Origin of the sequence: Nocardia arthritidis (assembly GCF_011801145.1) — a bacterium.
In the GTDB taxonomy this organism is placed as follows: domain Bacteria; phylum Actinomycetota; class Actinomycetes; order Mycobacteriales; family Mycobacteriaceae; genus Nocardia; species Nocardia arthritidis_A.
In genome coordinates this window covers 7,467,080-7,486,422 of record NZ_CP046172.1, presented here as the reverse complement: position 1 = coordinate 7,486,422, position 19,343 = coordinate 7,467,080, and the positions used below count along the sequence as shown (strand labels likewise).

15 protein-coding genes are annotated in these 19,343 nt (G+C 65.5%); 6 read left to right on the top strand and 9 right to left on the bottom strand.

The window, feature by feature from the left end; translation table 11 throughout:
- Positions 1-4: 4 nt before the first annotated feature.
- Positions 5-1,171, bottom strand: a complete 1,167-nt coding sequence (locus F5544_RS33700) for an NAD(P)-dependent malic enzyme (protein ID WP_167476920.1) — start codon at positions 1,169-1,171, stop codon at positions 5-7.
- Positions 1,172-1,413: 242 nt separating this feature from the next.
- On the opposite strand from F5544_RS33700, the gene F5544_RS33695 reads away from it, so the two are divergent.
- The 3 genes from F5544_RS33695 to F5544_RS33685 all read left to right on the top strand — a co-directional run bounded on the left by F5544_RS33695 (position 1,414) and on the right by F5544_RS33685 (position 6,073).
- Positions 1,414-3,336: an anthranilate synthase family protein gene (locus F5544_RS33695; RefSeq protein ID WP_167476919.1), complete on the top strand. Its 1,923-nt coding sequence runs from the start codon at positions 1,414-1,416 to the stop codon at positions 3,334-3,336.
- Positions 3,337-3,372: 36 nt separating this feature from the next.
- The gene (locus tag F5544_RS33690; protein WP_167476918.1) at positions 3,373-4,719 is read left to right on the top strand and encodes a peptide ligase PGM1-related protein; all 1,347 of its coding nucleotides are present in this window, start codon (positions 3,373-3,375) and stop codon (positions 4,717-4,719) included.
- Between the two features lie 109 nt (positions 4,720-4,828).
- Positions 4,829-6,073, top strand: a complete 1,245-nt coding sequence (locus tag F5544_RS33685) for an MFS transporter (protein ID WP_174867455.1) — start codon at positions 4,829-4,831, stop codon at positions 6,071-6,073.
- 13 nt (positions 6,074-6,086) lie between these two features.
- Here the strand turns inward: F5544_RS33685 and F5544_RS33680 are convergent, their stop codons facing one another.
- From F5544_RS33680 to F5544_RS33665, 4 genes are all read right to left on the bottom strand, one after another.
- On the bottom strand, positions 6,087-6,395 hold the full coding sequence (locus tag F5544_RS33680; protein WP_167476917.1) for a hypothetical protein: 309 nt from the start codon (positions 6,393-6,395) through the stop codon (positions 6,087-6,089).
- Between the two features lie 18 nt (positions 6,396-6,413).
- A complete protein-coding gene (locus tag F5544_RS33675; RefSeq protein ID WP_167476916.1) occupies positions 6,414-6,866 on the bottom strand; it encodes a molybdopterin-dependent oxidoreductase in 453 nt (150 codons plus the stop codon).
- 154 nt (positions 6,867-7,020) lie between these two features.
- On the bottom strand, positions 7,021-7,509 hold the full coding sequence (locus F5544_RS33670) for an SET domain-containing protein (RefSeq protein ID WP_167476915.1): 489 nt from the start codon (positions 7,507-7,509) through the stop codon (positions 7,021-7,023).
- A gap of 83 nt (positions 7,510-7,592) precedes the next feature.
- Positions 7,593-7,979, bottom strand: a complete 387-nt coding sequence (locus tag F5544_RS33665; protein WP_167476914.1) for a hypothetical protein — start codon at positions 7,977-7,979, stop codon at positions 7,593-7,595.
- A gap of 438 nt (positions 7,980-8,417) precedes the next feature.
- On the opposite strand from F5544_RS33665, the gene F5544_RS33660 reads away from it, so the two are divergent.
- Entirely contained in the window at positions 8,418-10,502 is a 2,085-nt protein-coding gene (locus F5544_RS33660; RefSeq protein ID WP_167476913.1) for an amylo-alpha-1,6-glucosidase, read from the top strand.
- A 1-nt stretch (position 10,503) separates the two neighbouring features.
- Here the strand turns inward: F5544_RS33660 and F5544_RS33655 are convergent, their stop codons facing one another.
- Entirely contained in the window at positions 10,504-12,222 is a 1,719-nt protein-coding gene (locus tag F5544_RS33655) for a tetratricopeptide repeat protein (protein ID WP_167476912.1), read from the bottom strand.
- Between the two features lie 235 nt (positions 12,223-12,457).
- Here F5544_RS33655 and F5544_RS33650 point away from each other — a divergent pair, with 235 nt between their 5' ends.
- On the top strand, positions 12,458-12,901 hold the full coding sequence (locus F5544_RS33650; protein ID WP_167476911.1) for a Fur family transcriptional regulator: 444 nt from the start codon (positions 12,458-12,460) through the stop codon (positions 12,899-12,901).
- 37 nt (positions 12,902-12,938) lie between these two features.
- Positions 12,939-15,170, top strand: a complete 2,232-nt coding sequence (katG, locus tag F5544_RS33645; RefSeq protein ID WP_167476910.1) for a catalase/peroxidase HPI — start codon at positions 12,939-12,941, stop codon at positions 15,168-15,170.
- A gap of 66 nt (positions 15,171-15,236) precedes the next feature.
- Here katG and F5544_RS33640 read toward each other — a convergent pair whose 3' ends face one another.
- From F5544_RS33640 to F5544_RS33630, 3 genes are read right to left on the bottom strand one after another with little or no spacing between them, the layout of a single operon-like run.
- On the bottom strand, positions 15,237-15,899 hold the full coding sequence (locus F5544_RS33640) for an HAD family hydrolase (RefSeq protein WP_167476909.1): 663 nt from the start codon (positions 15,897-15,899) through the stop codon (positions 15,237-15,239).
- Between the two features lie 8 nt (positions 15,900-15,907).
- A complete protein-coding gene (locus tag F5544_RS33635; RefSeq protein WP_167476908.1) occupies positions 15,908-17,851 on the bottom strand; it encodes a B12-binding domain-containing radical SAM protein in 1,944 nt (647 codons plus the stop codon).
- Positions 17,844-19,043 (bottom strand): MFS transporter, encoded by a 1,200-nt coding sequence (locus F5544_RS33630; protein WP_167476907.1) that lies wholly within the window; start codon positions 19,041-19,043, stop codon positions 17,844-17,846. Before F5544_RS33630 ends, F5544_RS33635 begins: the two co-directional genes overlap by 8 nt.
- Between the last annotated feature and the right edge of the window lie 300 nt (positions 19,044-19,343).

The window sequence follows — 19,343 nt, the reverse complement described above, 5'->3', positions numbered from 1 at the left end:
CTTTTCAGTTCGTTCCGGCCGCGGCGGCGACGGCTGCCGCGACGGCCGGGGTGACACGCGGATCCAGGGCACTCGGCACCACCCGGTGCGCCGCCAGATCCTCAGCGGCGATGGCCACGATGGCGTCGGTCGCGGCCAGCTTCATCGCATCGGTGATGCGTTTAGCGCCCGCGTCGAGCGCACCACGAAAGATGCCGGGCGATGCCAGCACGTTGTTGATCTGATTCGGATAATCACTGCGACCCGTCCCAACGACCGCGGCGTATCGAACGGCGAGCTCCGGCTCGATTTCCGGTTCCGGATTGGACAGCGCGAAGATCACCGCATCCGGCGACATCGTTGCGACCAATTCCTCCGGTACCCGAGAGGAGGAGACGCCGATCAAGACATTCGCATTGCGCAGCGCTTCGGCGATCCCGCCGCGCAGGCCGCGCGGGTTCGTCCGCCGCGCCAATTCGGCTTTGTCCGTGGTCAATTGCGCACGCCCGGGATAGATGATGCCGCGCGAATCGACAAGGGTGATGTCGCTGATGCCGGCGGCCAACAGCAGCCGTCCACACGCGATACCGGCGGCGCCCGCACCCAGGATCACGACGCGCAGTCGATTCAACGCCGTCCCCAGAACGCTGGCGGCCCCGTGAAGTCCGGCCAGTGTGACGATGGCCGTGCCGTGTTGGTCGTCGTGCATGACCGGGCAGTCCAGCGCCCTGATAAGCCGCTGCTCCAGTTCGAAACAGCGCGGCGCGGCGACATCCTCGAGACTGACCGCACCGAACGAGGGACGGAGCCGTTCGAGAATTCGCACGATCTCCGCGTTGTCGGTCGTGTCCAGTACGAGCGGTATCGCGTTCAGGTCCGCGAAACTTCGGAACAGCCCGGCTTTGCCCTCCATCACCGGAAGCGCGGCCAGGGCGCCGACATCGCCGAGGCCTAGGACGGCCGTGCCGTCGGTGACAACCGCGACCAACCGCGAGGCCCACGTGTATTCGGCGGCCGATTCGGGCTGTCTGGCAATCGCCTGGCTGACCCGGGCGACGCCCGGAGTATATGAAATGGACAGGGCGCGCGGGTCCAGCAGTGGGGCGGAGTTCGCGACGACGAGTTTGCCGCCCCGATGGAACTCGAGAATTTCCTCGTCGGTCAGTTCAGTTGTCGCTATTGCCTTGCTCACGAAGTCCTCATCTCGATAGATCGAAATGTGTTCGAATCGGTCTATGCTCGAAGATCTGGCATCGAGCGACCGTGCATCTCCAAAATTAGATAACGCGCGGTCGGGGCCGCATCACTCGAATGAGTAGTTGTGCACTGATCGGTGCGGTGCCCGCAGTACGCAAAAACTGCACGATCGAGTAGTTCCGTGCTCGCACGCTCCTCGGCAATATAGGGGGAGCGTCCATTGCGGAAAGGACTGGAATGAATACCGTAATTCGCGATTCGGGCCGGTCCGGCTCGGCGCTGGAATCGGTGCTGGCCGCCCCGGCCTTTGCGTTGTTGCACCGGCCGGGCGCGACCGGCGCCGACACGGTCGAAGCGCTGCTGGGGGAGGTGACGACGGTCGCGGCACTGGCCGATCTGCCGACGCGCGGCACCGCTGTCCGCGCCGGACACGAACTGCTCGCAGTGATTCCGTACAGGCAGATCGCCGAGCGCGGTTTCGACTGCGTCGACGATGGCGAACCGATCCGGATCCTCACCATCGACGCACAACACACCATCGACATGAAGCGACTGCTCGAAGATCTGCCCGATGATCCGATCGCACTGCTCAACGCGGATTTCGATATCGACGACCAGGAGTACGCACAGATCGTTCGGCGGGTGCTCGAAACGGAGATCGGGGGCGGTGAAGGGGCGAATTTCGTGATCAAACGAACCTTTATCGCAACAATTCCCGGATTCTCGGTCCGCGCTGCGCTCAGTATTTATCGGCGTTTGCTGCTCGCCGAGCACGGGGTCTATTGGACATTTCTGGTCCATCTCGGTGATCGCACATTTATCGGAGCCACCCCGGAATGTCACGTCAACTTGTGTGCGGGTACGGTCATGATGAATCCCATCAGTGGGACATATCGTTATCCGCCATCCGGCCCGACGCTCTCGGATACATTGCGCTTTCTGTCCGATCAGAAGGAGACCGAAGAGCTTTTCATGGTGGTGGACGAAGAGCTTAAAATGATGGCGCATATGTGTATCCGGGGCGGGCGGGTACGCGGTCCGTTTCTCAAGTCGATGGCGCGGGTGGCGCATACCGAATACCTGATCGACGGCACCTCGGCACGGGGCGTCTCGGACATACTCCGGGAAACGCTGTTCGCGCCGACCGTCGTCGGCAGCCCGTTGGAGAACGCGTGCCGGGTGCTGGCGCGTCATGAACGGACGGGGCGCGGTTATTACAGCGGCGCGCTGGCGCTCATCGGCCACGATGCCAGCGGGCGACCCACCATGGACTCGGCCATCATGATCCGCACCGCCGATGTCGATCAGAACGGCACAGTGCGCATCGGGGTCGGTGCGACGTTGGTCCGGCACTCCGACCCCGCCACCGAAGCGGCCGAAACTCGCGCCAAAGCGGCGGGTCTCTTGGCGGCGATAAGGGGCGTAACCGCGGCCACTCCCACACCGCCGGTTGGCGAGCGAATTACGTTCGCGAGCCATCCGGACGTTCACCGGTTGCTCATGGGACGCAATGCCGCATTGGCGCAGTTCTGGCTTCGGCAGCGTGGACGTTCGGAGCCGGCGCCGCTCGATGGTCGACGGCTTCTGGTCATCGACGCCGAGGATTCGTTCACAGCCATGCTTCGCATCCAGTTGGCCGCGCTCGGGTTGGAGGTTACGACTCGGCGATTCGACGAGCCGACCGACCACCGCGAATTCGACCTGATGCTGCTCGGCCCCGGCCCCGGTGACCCGCGCGAAATAGGGCATCCGAAGATCGCGGCGCTACGTGCGATCGGAACCGACGCCCTGCGCGCCGGCAAACCACTCATCGCTGTTTGCCTCGGCCATCAGGTCCTGTGCGGGATCCTCGGTCTCCCGATCGTGCGTCGAACCTTGCCGAATCAGGGACGCCAGTACGTGGTGAATCTGTTCGGCCGGCGCCGACGGGTCGGGTTCTACAACACTTTCGCCGCGGTCAGCGCGGTCGGCGAGTTCACCAGCCCCGTTGCGGGCGGAAGAGTCGCGGTGAGTCGTGACCACGACACCGGCGAGGTCTACGCGACGCGCGGACCCGGATTTCGGTCGATGCAGTTCCATCCCGAGTCGGTGTTGAGCCCCGACGGTATCGAAATCTTGGCCGATGCCCTGTGCGACATCCTCCCGGCGCACGCCGTCTGACGCTTCATCGATTCGACACTACGAGAAAGGAATTCGATGAGCACACTGGTTATCAGCAATCAGCGAACCGAGGAGATGGTCGGTGACCTGGAGGCCCTGACCCCCGAGTATCGCCGATACGTCGCCAACCAGGCGCAGCGGATGATCTGGAGCATGCGGCCCGGGGACATCCTGGTATTGCCGATCGGGGTCGACGAGGCGTTCGTGGACTACGTCGCGGACATTATGGGCGTGGCATCGGCGGCGCTGCCGGTGCTGGTACCGCCGCCGGGCCGACTGGGTCTCGATGTGCTGACCCGTGATCGGCTACTGGAACCGGGCTTCGTCGCCGAACTGGGTGCCCTGGTCGGAAAGCTCGAAGTCGAGCGCGTACTTCCCTTCCACTTCGACAGTGCCGTAGCCGAATTGACGAAGGCACTCGGGTTGGACCGCGGCACACCGGGATTCGCGTTCGTCGATCAGGGCGGCGGTGAAATGCTCAACAGCAAGGCGACATTTCGTGCCCTTTCGGCCGGGGTCGGGGTATCGGTCGCGGACGGCGCCGTGGTCAACAGCCGGGAACGCGCCGAAGACCAGATCTGGTCCCTGCTCGCCGCGGGTCACTGCGCAATCGTGAAGCAAGACTTTCACGTCGCCGGATATGGCAATGAGATCATCAGTCCAGTACCCGGGATTCCGGCGGTCGGCGCACACAAGGTCGAGCAGATTTCCGATCGAGCCACACTGACTCACTACCTCGAGCAGACGTGGCCCTGGTACACCGAGCAGGGACGGCGTCGAGTGGTAATCGAGCACTACCTGCCCAACTCGATTCCGATCTATGCCGAAGTCGTCGTCACCGATGCCGGGGTGGAATTCGTCGGACACGGCGAAATGCGGATGATGCCCGTCCTGAACGGACTGATCGTCCCGGCGCCATCGGCCGACCTGCCGAGCTTTCCCGGCTTCCTCGAAGAAGCCACCGAGTTGTGCCGGCCGCTGCACGCGATGGGATACCGGGGCACCGTCAGCATCGATGCCATCGTTGTACCCGACAGACGTATTCTTATCAACGAGTTCAACTGCCGTGTCGGCGGTTCCAGCCACATCCATCACATCGGCGAACGAATCGTCGGTGCGAACTACTTCCACGATCGAGTGCTGATCGAGCTGCGCCGCTGCACCTTCCCCCCGTTCCGCAAGACGGTGGCACTGCTCGCCGAGCATGGTCTCGCCTACGATCCGGCGAGCCGAACCGGGGTGCTGATCACTGTTGACGATGCCGCGCCGGTTGGCCACTCGGGTGAATACCTTGTCGTTGCCGAGACCCTGGCGGCGGCGGAGGGAATCGAGGCCGCTGTGGCCGCGTTGTTCACCGATATAGACCAGCGGGTAACCACCTGAGGTAACTCGATTACCAACCTGGAGACGACCGATGGGCTATCGCAGGCTTGCTACACGAGAAACGTTGAGCTGGACAATCGTTTCCAGCGCGGGAAAGCTACCGATTGCCATGGCCCCGTTGGGCCTGGTGTTTCTGGTCCGGCAGACGCCGGGCGGATATGCGCTCGGCGCGACGCTCGCCGCGGCCTATGTGCTGGGTGAAGTCGCCGGCGCGGCCGGACAATCGATGTGGCTGAGCCAGCATCGAATTCGCATCCAGCTAGCGGCAGGTTTCGCCATCGGCGCGGTCGCGTTCGCCGGTTTGGCGCTCGGTCGCGAGGCGCCCGCACCGGTGTTGATCACCCTGGCATTGCTGGCCGGCGCCGGACCGGCGGCCAGCCCGGGCGGATTGCGATCGATCCTGACGGGGATGGTGGACGAAGAGGACGTGCCACGGGCGCTGAGCGCCGAGGCGATGCTGACACAGGTGATCTGGGCGGTGTCTCCCGCGCTGGTGGTGTTGCTCGCGACGCAATTGTCCGCTGCCGCACCCGTTGCGCTGGGCGCATTGTGCGCCGCCGCCGCGGCGGCGCTGATCTTCCTGCTGTCCGCACCCGCGGAAAGCGAGCCGGAGCACCTGCTTTCTGGCTCCGAATCACGTTGGCGCACAGTGGTTTCCGGATGGCCCATCTATCTCACCAGTGCTGCCGCCATGTCGCTACTGGCTACGGCCGAGCTCGTGCTGCCCGCGCTGCTGGATTACCGGAGGCTGCCGGTCGAGTGGGCGGGACCGATGCTCACCGCCTTCGCTGTCGCCAGTGCGATCGGTGCCTTCTGCTATGGACTGCGCACCTGGCCGGGTGCCGTGCGAACCCAAGCGCTCGTGCTGCTCATCGCGACCGCGGCGGCGATCGCACTGGTCGCCCTCCTGCCCGGTGTTGGTATCGGAGTCGCCCTGGTGGTTGCGGGCATATTCCAATCCGGTGTCATGGTCACCCGCAATCTCGCACTGCGCGAACAGCTTCCGCCCGACCTACATGCCCCCGCCTACTCGGTGATGTACGCGGTTCAGGGCGTAGGCTACAGCCTCACGGCGACGGCTACCGCCGCCGTGCTCTCCCACGGCGCACCGACAAGCGCCATCCTGGGCGGGGTCGTGATCACCCTGGTATTGACCGCCGTCAGCTGGTTGGCCGAACGTGCACAGAAGCAACGCCGAGCCGCCGCGTTCTACTTCCCGGAGCGAAACGCTCAACCTGTGGAGCTGTTCCGCCGCGCCGACGACCTCCCTCCGCTCGACCGCGCCCGAGACCTCTATGAACGACAGCGTGCGGACCACGTCAGGCATTGCCCTGACGACGGCTCCGACCGATAGAAACGGTTGGAATTCACCAGCGATCGCGTAGCCGGATGCGCGCCTGCTCGACGGGCACTCGCCATGCCGCCGCCAATTGCTCGGGTTCCGTGCGCAATTGGTCGAGTATCGGGCCAGGGCTGTGCCGGATCAGGTGTGCGGCCCGGGCGACCAACTCGCGCTCCAGCGGAGCGGGCAGTGCGCCGAGCAGGTCGCGATTCCGTTGTGCGCGTGCCTGTTCGGCGGGGTCCGCGTCCGGGCCGCGGCCGTCGGAGACGGTGGCGCGCGCCAAGGCGACCGTCCGCTGCGTCGGGTCGGTGGCCTGTTCGATCGGTCCGGTCATGATTGCTCCGACCCTGGTTCAGATGCCGGGCACATTGCCGTAGTGCAGCTGGTCCTCGCGATATCCGCCCTGGCCCATACCGATTCCGCCGACGTCGTCGACGAATTCGATGGCCTTGATCCACTTGACCATCTTGTAGCCGAGCTGGTTCTCCAGCCGCAGCCGCAGCGGTGCGCCGTGTTCGATCGGCAGCGGTGCGCCGTTCATCTCCATGGCCAGCAGCGCCTGCGGTGCGCGGGCGACCTCCAGCGGGATGGCCTCGTAGAAATAGCCGAAGCGGCCGTGCCCCTCGGTGAGTGCCTTGTCGTCCATCGCGTAGCAGATCAGATGGGTCGCGGAACTCGAAGGGCGGACCAGGTCGACGAGCGCTGAAAGCGGTACGCCACCCCATTCGGCGATGCCGTTCCAGCCCTGAATGCAATCGAAAAGCCTGCCGTAGCGCGGAAATCGGGCCAGCACGGCCGGTGACATCGCGGCGCCCGATGCGATCTACACCACGGCGAAATAGGTGAGTTTCTGCGCGGCACCGAAGTTCTTGCGGGAGAAGCGGATCCACTCCCGTCCCGGCGGGCGGCCGTCGCTCCAGTAGAGCTTGGGCAGCGAGGAGAGCGCCGTGGGTTATGCGTCATTCCCGATTGTCGTCGGCTTGCCGAGGAGTTGTGAGGTAGCGAGCGGTGTATCCGTGGAGCCCGGCGGTCTGCCGGGGCGAGAGATACTGGTAGCCCAGCGACGCTCCGCGGAAGGAGGCGCTGCCGCAGCGGCAGGTGGGAACGGCGATGCTGACCCACTCGCTTGCCGCGTAGTCCCAGGTGATCTCTTCATCTGCGGCGATATCGGTCAGGGCTACGAAATCGTATGCGTCGCAGTCGTTGTCCCGGATACCGACATTGGGATCGCAGGAGTGGTTGACCAGCCTCGCCGGAAGGTCGACCTCGATGTGCCGGTCCCAGCCGATCTGCAGCGAGTGGCTGGTGCGTCGGGGCAGTTCACGCACCTTACGTGCCGCGATGACGACCTCCCCTGGGTCGAAGGTGTGCGTGGCGAATACGCCGAATCCCTTGCCGCCCGCGGGCGCGATTCGCACGCCCGCGGGTGTGGCGGTTTCTCCGTTCATCGATGACATTCGTACCTTCACCATCGGACCGAGCCGACACGTCGCAGTTGCGCCCAAGAGGCCCTTTCCGGATCTGGCGTGCCTTACTTGGTGCGCTCGAGCTGGAAAGACTCGTTGCCCCCGCCCTTGGTTGTCAACTCCAGCAGCGCCTTATCAACCGAGGTTGATCCCGCAGCGCATTTCCCGCCCCGCAACTCGAGGACAACATCCCCTTCTTCGGTGTTTATGTTGACCAGACCGGGGGCGGTCTTCTGCGGCGTGAAATCGTAAGTGCCACTGAGCTTTTCGCCCGGTTCCTGAAATGTGGCCTTGTCTCTGTCGAAGGTGAGCGTGACCGTGCTGCCCTCTTCGTCTTTGCCGCTGTAGGAGGCATCCTTGTCGGCACCTACGTAATCGGTCAGTGTCCCGCCGCACCGCTCGGCTGCGGCGGTGGCCGGAGTCGCCGCGAAAATGCCTGCGGCGGTGGCCATTCCCAACCCAAGGACACATGAGATTATGCGTCGAGTCGTCACGGTCGAGTGGTTCATGCGTGCTCCCGTTCCCTCGCTGTCGATACCAGAAAACGATCCTTACGCCGATACGTCCGACAATCCTGGACGGATCGCGGCCAGGCTAGCAGCTCACGCCGGGCATCAAGATCCTTTCGCTCGGAAGGCTCTGATTTGCAACTACTTCGGCGACTCCCGATCATCGCTCGTGAGTGATCATCGGGCGCGGTCGAATTCGGCGATCTGCGGTTGAGGGGCGGCTGCCGTACGGCTGCGGGTAGGCGGCGGCCGCGTCCGGAAGTGCCCACGGCACCGTGGGTTATAACGGGCCCGGCACCGGGTATCCGCGACGAAGCAGGCTCCAGGAAGGCGGGCCGGGCGGCGAATACGGATGTCTCCAAATAACTTTCGGGGTGTTCCATGCCGGAGGACAGTGCCTCGCGATTCGATGACGACCCGGTCGCGTCGGTGGTCGGTGACGCGGGTGTGGTCACGCTGGTCGAACACCGGACGTTCTGTGTGTCGGACAGATCCGGCGATATCGAGCCGGGCGCGCAATACGGGCTCTTCTATCGGCATCGGCGGGTGCTGTCGCGGTGGGAGCTGCGGCTGGCACACCGCTGCCTGCAATCGCTGACCGTGCTGAACTCGCGGCCGTTCGCCGCGCGCTTCCTGCTGCGCCGCACGCCGTGGGCCACCGCCGCCGACAGCACCATGCTCGTGGTGCGGGAGCGGACGGTGGACGAGGGGATGCGGGAGACGATCACGCTGGTGAATACCGGATCCGAACCGTCGGCGGTCACCGTCGAACTCCGCGTCGACGGCGATTTCGCCGACCCGTACGCGGTCAAGGACGGCCGGGTGAGCGGCGGGCGGGCGGAGATGATCGTCGCCGACGGCGAGCTGGTGCTCGTCGCCGACGGTGCGCACGCACACGGGGTTTCGATCTCGTCCTCGCGGCCCGCGCTGGTGCGGTCAGGGATGTTGATCTGGCGGGTGGTCGTCCCGGCCGGGGAGCGGTGGCGGACCGAAATCCGGGTGGCGCCAACGCATCCGGCCGCATATCGGACCGATCAGCCCACTGCCCCGCGGCGAACCGGCGAGTGGCGGGAGACGCCGACCTCGATCGCCGTCGCGGATCCGGTGCTGACGCGGGTGCTGCGGCGCAGCGAAAGCGATCTGTCCGTGCTGCAGATCCGGGACGGCGGTCACCGGTTCGTCGCCGCGGGCGCGCCCTGGTACATGAGCCTGTTCGGCCGGGACAGCCTGCTGACCGCATGGATGGCGCTGCCGCTCGATGTCGGCCTCGCCGTCGAAACCCTGGAACTGCTCGCCGGATTGCAGGGCGCGCGGGTGGATCCGTTCCGCGACGAGGAGCCGGGCCGGATCATGCACGGAATCCGCAGACATCAGGCCGTCACCGAGGCGCTCGGCGGCGAGCCGTACTACGGAACCGTCGACGCCACACCACTTTTCGTCATGCTGCTGGCCGAGGCGCGACGCTGGGGCGCCGACCGCGAACGGGTGCGCGCGCTGCTGCCCGCCGCCGACGCGGCGCTCGACTGGATCGCCCGCTACGGGGATCGCGACCGTGACGGCTTCGTCGAATACCGGCGCGCCTCCGATCGCGGCCTGGCCGACCAGGGCTGGAAGGACAGCGAGGGCAGTATCAACGACGCGGCGGGACGGGCGGCCGAACCGCCGGTCGCGCTGTGCGAGGTGCAGGGTTACGTATACGCGGCGCTGCTCGGCCGCGCCGCGCTGGCCGCCGAATTCGGCGATCGGGCGGGCGCGGCCCGCATGCGCGAGCGCGCCGCCGAACTGCGCGCCCACTTCGACGAAACCTTCTGGCTGCCCGAAAAGGGCTGGTACGCGGTGGCTTTGGATCGGGACAAGCGCCCGCTCGACGCGCTCACCAGCAATATCACGCACTGCATGTGGACCGGTATCGCCACCGACGAACATGCGGCGCGCATGATCGACCGCCTCGCCGAACCCGATATGGACAGCGGTTTCGGCCTGCGCACGCTGGCCGCGACGATGGGCGCCTTCAACCCGATGAGCTACCACAACGGCTCGATCTGGCCGCACGACAACGCGATCGCGGTCGCGGGCCTGCTGCGCTACCGGCACCTGCCCGGCGCGATCGAGCTGGCCACCCGCCTGGCCGATGGGTTGCTCGACTCGGCGGCGGCATTCGGCGGCAGGCTGCCCGAATTGTTCTGCGGATTCCAGCGTTCGGATTTCGAGGCGCCGGTGCCGTACCCGGCCGCGTGCTCACCGCAGGCCTGGGCGAGCGCGGCGCCGCTGCTGCTCGTGCGGTCCTTCCTCGGCCTGGATCCGGATGTGCCCGGCCGGCTGGTCACGGTGCGGCCGCAGGTGCCGAAGCGTTGGGGCGCGGTCGAATTCAGCGATCTGCGGTTGGGTGCGGCCGCCGTGCGGCTGCGGGTGGACGGCGACCGCGTCGACGCCGACCTGCCGGACGGCTGGCGGCTCGAGTCCTGATTTACCGCGATCGGATGGCGGTGAGTTCGTCGTAGCGGTGCAGGATTTCGAGGAAGCGGGGCGGTGCGGGGAAGGTGAACGCATCCCGCATTCGGCGCAGTTGCGTTGCCAGACCTCGGTATTCGGCCGTCGCCCAGTCCGGGTTGCCCGCGTGCAGCACCGGGTGACAGGACAGGATCAGCCGATACCACTGCGCCAGTTCCGATGCCACCTGCTCGTCGGCGATCCGGTGCACGACGGCACGCCGGAGCGGTTCGGAATTGGCGACGCAGAGCCGGACGATCTGGGCCACCTGATCGCGGGCGGTCCCGAGCTCGGGGAGTTCCGGGGTGAGCCGGGCCAGCAGTGCGTCCGCATCCTGCCAGCGCTCGATCTCGCCCAGTAGCAGCGCCAGATCGGCCAGCGGCGCAACGAGATCCGGCGCCAGCTGCACGGCCCGGCGCAGCGCCTGCTCGGCCAGCGGCAGCTCGCCCGCCGCCTTGGCGGCCAGCCCGAGCCGATGGTTGATATGGGCGTGCGCGGGCGCGGCGGCGGTGGCTCGGCGCGCGTAATCCAGTGCCTCGGTGTGGTTTCCGAGCGCCTGTGCGATGGTGGAGGCCAGATACAGCCACAGCGAGGACGCCGGGTCGGCGCGCAGCCGGTCGCGGACCGTCTGCCGCGCCGCGGTGAGATCGCCGGCCGCGACCTGTGCCGTGTACAGCGCCAGCGGCCCCCGGGTATCGCCCTGATCGACCAGCATTCTGGCCCTTGCGATCTCGCCCGCGCCCTGCCGGGACCTGGTTCGCTGCAGGTTCTCCCGCCGGGTGGATTCCGTCGACCGGTCGTAGACGTAGCGGGCGTTGCGATCCGCCGGGCGCTGCGCGAGCACCGCGTAAGCCAGTTCGGCCGCCTTCGCGCGCGCCGCGGCGCCTGCGATCTTCGACTCGTAGACGCGGCGCGCGAGTTCACCCTGTGCGGCGAGCAGTTCCGGGTCGGCTCCGGCCGCGCCCGGTTGGCTGAGATCGGTTTCGCCGAGCGCCGCCAGCGCCATCTCGTACAGTTCGGACAGCTCGCCGGGCAGGCCGACGCGCTCGATCACTCGGCAAACTCGTTGTAGTTGATCCTGTTTCGAATTCGTACGGATCAATTCCCGGACGGCCGAGCGCGATTCGGCGAAACGTCCGCGTCCGGCCCTGGCCAGCGCGAGCGGCAGCTCCGCGGCATCGCTGTACGGCGCCAGCCGTGCCGCCTCGAGCAGCGCTGGTTCGGCGGCCGCCCAGCGGCCCGCCTGGCAGTGCCACCAGCCGAGGACGAGGTGCGCGGTGGCGTAATCCGGGGCGATGTCGATGACGCGCAGCAGCCAGTCCATCGCCTCCGGCGCGTCCTGGTCGATGGCGTACAGCAATTCGGCCAGCGTGCACATCGGCCCAGGTAGTCGCGGTTCCAGCGCGACGGCGCGGCGCACGTAGGGCAGCCCGTGTTCGGGCAGGCCGCAGGCCAGCATGATGCCCGCCATGTAGTGCAGACCGTCGATATGGTCCGGATTGTGCTCGAGCAGTGTCGCGGTGGCGGTGCGTGCCTCCGCGAAATGTTCGCCCGCGTAAAGCTTTTCGATCGCGCGCAGCAGCGCGGACTCGTCGGTGGGTGCGTGCGCGAGAACCTGGTCCAATATCTGCCGGGCCGCGCGTGCGGATCCCGCCACCCCGATCGCCGTTGCCCGCGTCGACAACTCTTCCAGCACCGGGCGACGTTATACCACCGCACCCCCGCGAGGCAGCCCCGGACAACGATCCTTGACCGTCGCTTAACCTGATTCCGTCATCGCGGACGCGGCGCGAAAGTCGTTGTGGGCAACCGCGCCCGGTCTGGTCGAAGCTCCGAAGCCGCGCCTGGCGATGGTTACCGGATACGGACGAACCTATGAAATACGCGCGAATCCCGCCCGGCCAAGACTTGACTGGGTCATACTCTGGAATGTGTCCACGACTTCGGACTTCGAACGCATGCTGCGGGGCGCATCACTGCGGGTGACGGCGCCGCGGATGGCGGTGCTGAGCGCGGTGCACGAGCATCCGCACTCGGATACCGATTCCATCCTCGCTCATGTGCGCGAGAGCCTCGGTGCGGTCTCTCACCAGGCCGTTTACGACGTGTTGCGGGCTCTGACCGGCGCGGGTCTGCTCCGCCGGATCCAGCCGATGGGTTCGGTGGCGCGCTACGAGACCCGGGTCGGCGACAACCACCATCACGTCGTATGCCGCTCCTGTGGCGCCATCGCCGATGTCGACTGCGCCGTCGGCGAGGCGCCCTGCTTGACCGCATCCGACGACAACGGATTCGTCCTCGATGAGGCCGAAGTCATCTATTGGGGCCTGTGCCCCAGCTGCTCGACAGCGGAAAAAACCCGATCACAACCGTGATCACAGCCCGAAATACGCACCGGCGAAAGGAAATACCGTGGCCCAGGAACATCCGCCAATCGGAGAGGCCAGTACGGAACCGGCCGAAAGTGGTTGTCCCGTAGTCTCCGGTCGCCTCAAGTACCCCGCCGAGGGCGGTGGCAACCGCGACTGGTGGCCGAATCAGATCAATCTGAAGATCCTGCAGAAGAATCCGGCCGTCGCCAACCCCATGGGCGAGGACTTCGATTACGCGGCCGAGTTCGAGACCCTCGACCTCGCCGCGGTGAAGCAGGACATCATCGAGGTGATGACCACCTCGCAGGACTGGTGGCCCGCCGACTTCGGCCACTACGGCCCGTTCTTCATCCGGATGGCCTGGCACGCCGCGGGCACCTACCGGATCAACGACGGCCGCGGTGGCGCGGGCGCGGGTATGCAGCGCTTCGCACCGCTCAACAGCTGGCCCGACAACGCGAGCCTGGACAAGGCCCGCCGCCTGCTGTGGCCGGTCAAGCAGAAGTACGGCAAGAAGCTGTCCTGGGCCGACCTGATCGTCTACGCGGGCAATGTCGCGCTCGAGGATATGGGCTTCCAGACCTTCGGCTTCGGCGGCGGTCGCGTCGACCAGTGGGAGCCCGAGGAGGACGTCTACTGGGGTCCGGAACACACGTGGCTCGGCGACGAGCGCTACACCGGCAACCGGGATCTGGAGAACCCGCTCGCCGCGGTGCAGATGGGCCTCATCTACGTGAATCCCGAAGGGCCCAACGGCAATCCGGATCCGTTGGCGGCGGCCATCGACATCAGGGAGACATTCCGTCGGATGGCGATGAACGACGTCGAGACCGCGGCGCTCATCGTCGGCGGCCACACCTTCGGCAAGACGCACGGCGCGGGTGACGCGGCGCTCGTCGGCCCCGAGCCCGAGGCCGCCCCGCTGGAGGAGCAGGGCCTCGGCTGGCGCAGCTCGTTCGGCACCGGCGTCGGCAAGGACGCCATCACCAGCGGTATCGAGGTCACCTGGACGCCGACCCCGACCAAGTGGGACAACAGCTTCCTCGAGGTCCTCTACGGCAACGAGTGGGAGAAGACCAAGTCGCCCGCGGGCGCCTGGCAGTGGACCCCGAAGGATCCCGCGAAGGCGGGCACGGTGCCCGACGCGCACGAACCGGGCAAGACCCGGCTCCCCGCGATGCTCACCACCGATCTGTCGTTGCGGTTCGACCCCATCTACGAACAGATCACCCGCCGCTGGCTGGAGCACCCGGAGGAACTGGCCGAGGAATTCTCCAAGGCCTGGTACAAGCTGACCCACCGCGATATGGGCCCGAAGGTCCGCTACCTCGGGCCGCTGGTTCCCGAGGAGACCCTGCTCTGGCAAGATCCGGTGCCCGCGGTGGACCACGAACTCGTCGGCGCCGCGGAGATCGCGGATCTGAAGAGCCGCATCCTGGCCTCGGGTTTGACCGTGCCGCAACTGGTTTCGACCGCATGGGCGGCGGCCTCGTCGTTCCGCGGCAGTGACAAGCGCGGCGGTGCGAACGGCGGCCGGATCCGGCTGCAACCGCAGATCGGTTGGGAGGCAAACGAACCCGACGAGCTCGCGCAGGTGGTGCGGGTGCTGGAGGGTATCCAGGAGTCGTTCAACTCCGCCCAGACCGGCAATGTGCGGGTGTCGTTCGCCGACCTCGTCGTGCTCGGCGGTGTCGCGGCGGTCGAATCGGCCGCCAAGAGCGGCGGTTTCGACGTTCAGGTGCCGTTCACGCCGGGCCGCACGGATGCGACGCAGGAGGACACCGATGTGGAATCCTTCGCCGCGCTCGAGCCGACGGCCGACGGCTTCCGCAACTACCTCGGGAAGGGCACCCGGCTCCCGGCGGAGTACCTGCTGGTCGACAAGGCGAACCTGCTCACCCTCAGTGGGCCCGAGATGACGGTGCTCATCGGTGGTCTGCGCGTGCTCGGCGCGAACCACCAGCGTTCGCCGCTCGGCGTCTTCACCGACAACCCCGGCACGCTGAGCAACGACTTCTTCGTGAACCTGCTCGATATGGGCACGAAGTGGTCGCCGTCCCCGGCCGACGACGGCACCTACATCGGCACCGACCGCGCCACCGGCGCGGCCAAGTGGACCGGCAGCCGAGCCGATCTGATCTTCGGATCGAACTCCCAGCTGCGCGCCCTCGCCGAGGTATACGCCGCCGACGACGCGAAGCAGAAGTTCGTCGACGATTTCGTCGCCGCCTGGACCAAGGTGATGAACCTGGACCGCTTCGATCTGGCCTGATCGTCGAATGATGCCCGGCCCCCGAACCTCGGGGCCGGGCATCCGCGCGGTGCGAGCGGTGCGCGGTTACCGCCGCCGCGTACCGCCGCCGAGCGGCCAGGACACCGAACTCAGATCTGCCACAACGAGATCGGCGTCGACCAGTTCGGTGGCGGCCGAGGTGGTGGTGACCGCCACACACCGGGCGCCGATCGTCTTGGCCGCGGTCACTCCGGCCGGAGCGTCTTCGAAGATCACGGTTCTACGGGGGTGGCGGCCGAGCCGCTCACACGCGATGAGATAGCCTTGCGGATCGGGTTTGCCCCGGCTCACGTCCTCGGCCGTAACGATGACATCGAACAGCTCGTACACCGCCAACTCCCCGAGCATCGCCGCCACGTCGGTGCGCCGGCCGGAGGAGACGATCGCCAGCGGCGTGCCGGACCGATGGACCTGCCGCACGAGTTCGACGGCGCCCGGCACCGCCGCGATGCCGGGTGCCGCGGCGGACCACCAGTAGGCCATGGTCTCGGCGAACAATTCCTCGGCGGTGCGCCCGGGAAACAGCGAAAGACGTTCGGCCAGAACGTCGTAACCCCGTCGGCCAGCGAAACCGGCCAGCGTTGGCTCGCTCAACGGCACACCGTAGCCGTCGAACAGCCGGGACCACGCCCACCGACTGCGCGGTTCGGTGTCGACCAATGTTCCATCCAGGTCGAACAGGGCCGCTTCCGCCTCATGGAAGTCCATGCGGTGCGCTACTTTCTCGCGGTGACCGCGGTCCGCCTGAGGCGATTGTTCTTCCGCCCGTAGCGAAGCGCTTCTACCGCATATCGTTCCGGGTCCGGATATTCTTTGTTACCGGTCAACACGACCGTCGATTCTTCCTGGACGAGGGTCGTCGGTTCCCGCAGATACGCGTGCGCCAGGTAATCCGGCAGCCGGTGACCGACTGATATCGCGATATCCGCCGACTCACCCGGGCCGACCAGGCTCGCCCGCTGGAACGCCACCAGATCCGTTCGCAGTTCGTCCGACAATCCCAGCTGCCGCTCGATATTCAACTTCGCCAGAAATGTGTCGATTTCCGCGTACAACTCGTCCTTGTCGCGAACCAGATTCAGGAAGAACGCTTCTTCGGGATTCCAGACGAGATCGCAGAAGTCGGGCACGACGCGCCCCATCCCCTTCCCCCGCAAACCTTCGTCGACAAGTGCGACAGCGTCCCGCCGGACACGATGGAGCAGCCGGCTGTCCGGTGTCGAGGCGAACCGGAGCAGTTCTTCGTAGAAATCTTCGTAGGCGAGTCCACGATCCGCGTACAGGAATACGGCGATGCCCTGGGTGAGATTCAGGCAGTGGAAGCACTGGACGAACCAGGAGAAAATCAACGAATTACGCCACTGGTCGTGTGGCATGGTGGCGGTTTCGACGACGATCTCGAAATATTCCGTCACATCGTCCTCGCTCGGCGTGACGTAGGCCAGCAGCAACGGCATCCGCACGGTGCGGACGCCGTGCACCCGGCGGTAGTCCGGATTGCCCAGCTCGGAGTTGAGCAGCACCTCGCACAGGTAGATGAGCAGCGCCTCGTGCTGTCCCAACTCGAACAGCCTGCCGATCCCCTTGCGGAAACTCTCGGCGCTCTCACCCGGCAGCCCGAGAATAAGTTCGGTATATGTGGGAATATGCGCTTCGCGATAGCGGCGCAACAGTGCACCGAGATTGTCCTGTTTGATATTGCGTCGTTTGATGGCGGAAAGCGTATCGTCGCTCATGCTCTGCATGCTGAGTGTCACACCGCGCTCCAAACCGGTCCGGTGCAGAACTTCTGCGATCGCGAATACGGTGTCGTTGCTCTTCTTCGCGTAGGCGGTGCGGAATTGCGCCGGGAATCCGTAGTGGCCACGCACTTCAGCCAGCTTTTCGGCCAATTCCAGATCCCTGGCCAGAATGCCGTGGTTGGCATCGCAATTGTAGATGATATCCACACCATTGCGTCCGAACCATTCCAGCTCGTCGGCGAGTCGTTCGGTGGAGAACTGCCGCAGCTTCGTGAAGGTCGCGGAACCCCAATCGCAGAAAGTGCATGAGTACGGACAACCGCGGTTCGTCTCGTGACTCACGCTCCATTTATATGGCTGCCGCATCAGTGAGTCGAAAACACCGGTCAGGTATGGAGATGGCAATGCCTCGAGGTCGCGAATCCGCTCACGATCCGGGGTTTTGATCGCCATACCGTCTTCGTCGCGAATGCTGATGCCCGGAATATCGGTGTAGTCCGCTCTGCCGCTGATCCTGGTTCGCAGGATATCGGCGAAGGCGTATTCCCCTTCGTGGTGTACGACGAGGTCGACCATCGGATTGGCCCGGAAGAATTCGGACGAGTCGACCGGGATCTGCGGACCTCCCATCACGATAAGGCATTGCGGATACATCGCACGGATCACCCGTGCCAATGCTCGGTTGTATTCCCAGTTCCATATATACGAGGACAGGCCGACCACCGCGGGCGCCTCCAGCCCCCGCGCCACAGCGCGCACATCCTCGCGCAGGAACAGGAACCGTTTGAACTCGAACGCCTCGCGAATCTCTTCCTGCTCCTGACAAAATGCCTGCAAAATACCGACCGAATAGGGCACGAAGGCCATATTTCCGAAATGGTTGTTCACCTGAGCCAGGTAAATGTTCAGTTTAGTCATTTTGTTCCTTCGATTTCGGTTTCGCAGCCGAGCGGAACACGGCGATCACATATGCGGCCAGCACTCCCAGTCCGGCCACGGTGCCGAGCGCTGCCGCGATCAGCCACGGCGAGCCCGGCGTGACGAGTGCGCCCATCGTGGTCGGCAGAATCGTGGCCCCGCCGAGGCTGCCGGTCAGTACGCATGCGGTGGCCAACCGGCTGGCGGGGACGACGGAACTCGTCCACGTGAGAATCGCGGGCAATATGGGCGCGATGGCCAGGCCCGCCAAGAAATATCCGCATACCTGTGCGAATGGTTGTGTCGACAGCAGCAGCGCGGCAGCTCCGGCGCCGAATCCCACCTGAACCGTTCGCTGCGGCGCCGCCTGTCGCGCGAAAAGGGGAATAATCGCCCGGCCCACGGCGAGCCCGACGAAGAACAAAGAGGTCAGCTGAGCGGCCGCGGCCGAGGACATTCCAGTCCACACGAGTTGGGTGGATTCCCAGGCCCCGGTTGCCGTTTCGAGTCCGGAGTACAGGAAGGCCAGCACTGCGAACGGCGCTACTACGGCCAGGACTTTTCGGACTGCCGGCCGGAATTCGGTGTCCGTGGCCCGTGCGGATTCGGCGGAAACACACCCCGAGGCGGGTATGCCGAGTACGGCCGATACCGCGATTATCCACATCACCGCACGGATATCCGTATGCGCGGTGGCCGATACGGCAATCGGTCCGAGTACCGCTCCGGCGCTGTAGGCCGCATTGAGCACGCTGACCATCAATAAGCTGCGCTCGCCGAATTCGTTCGCGAATGCCGAGTTGAGGTAAACGATGAGGCCACCGAAACCGAATCCGGCGACGCCCGTACACGCGACGAACAGCGGAAAAGTAACCGCCGCCGACGCGCTGATCGCCCCGATGGCGAATATCGCGATCAGCGCGATCGTGGCCTTTCGCGCAGGGACGACGCGTTCGACGACGCCGCTGACGATGATCGCCAGCAGTGCGCCCAGGTTGTAGGCACCGACCGCCGCTCCGCCATCGGTCTGCCCCAGGTGGTACTGCACGCGCAGGACCGGAAGCGCCGACCCGAGCGAGCCCGCCATCACGCCGAACACCAAGAACACCGTGAGCGCACCGATCACCGCGGTACGGGACGGTCGCTCGACACGATCTCGATGCGTTGCCGACGCATCCACTTCATTGCTCACAAATTCGTTCACCAAGACCCCCGCCGCGAACTCGAACTCGCTATTCAACAGCCGAATCGGCCGGAAAATGGCAAAAGAACGCGCCCAACGCAATTCGAGCGTTCAGAAGAATTGTCTGGTTTCCATATCACCCCCGAGCCCGAGGCTCCGCGCGATTTCCGCAACAGACTTTATCAATAATTCCAAGTGGATGCAATATTAGACGTAAGGAGTATTGACGTAAGGCGCGTAAGCGGCAGGTGGTGATGGACCTGGACCGCTTCGATCTGGCCTGATCCCTGATGACGCCCGGCTCCCAAC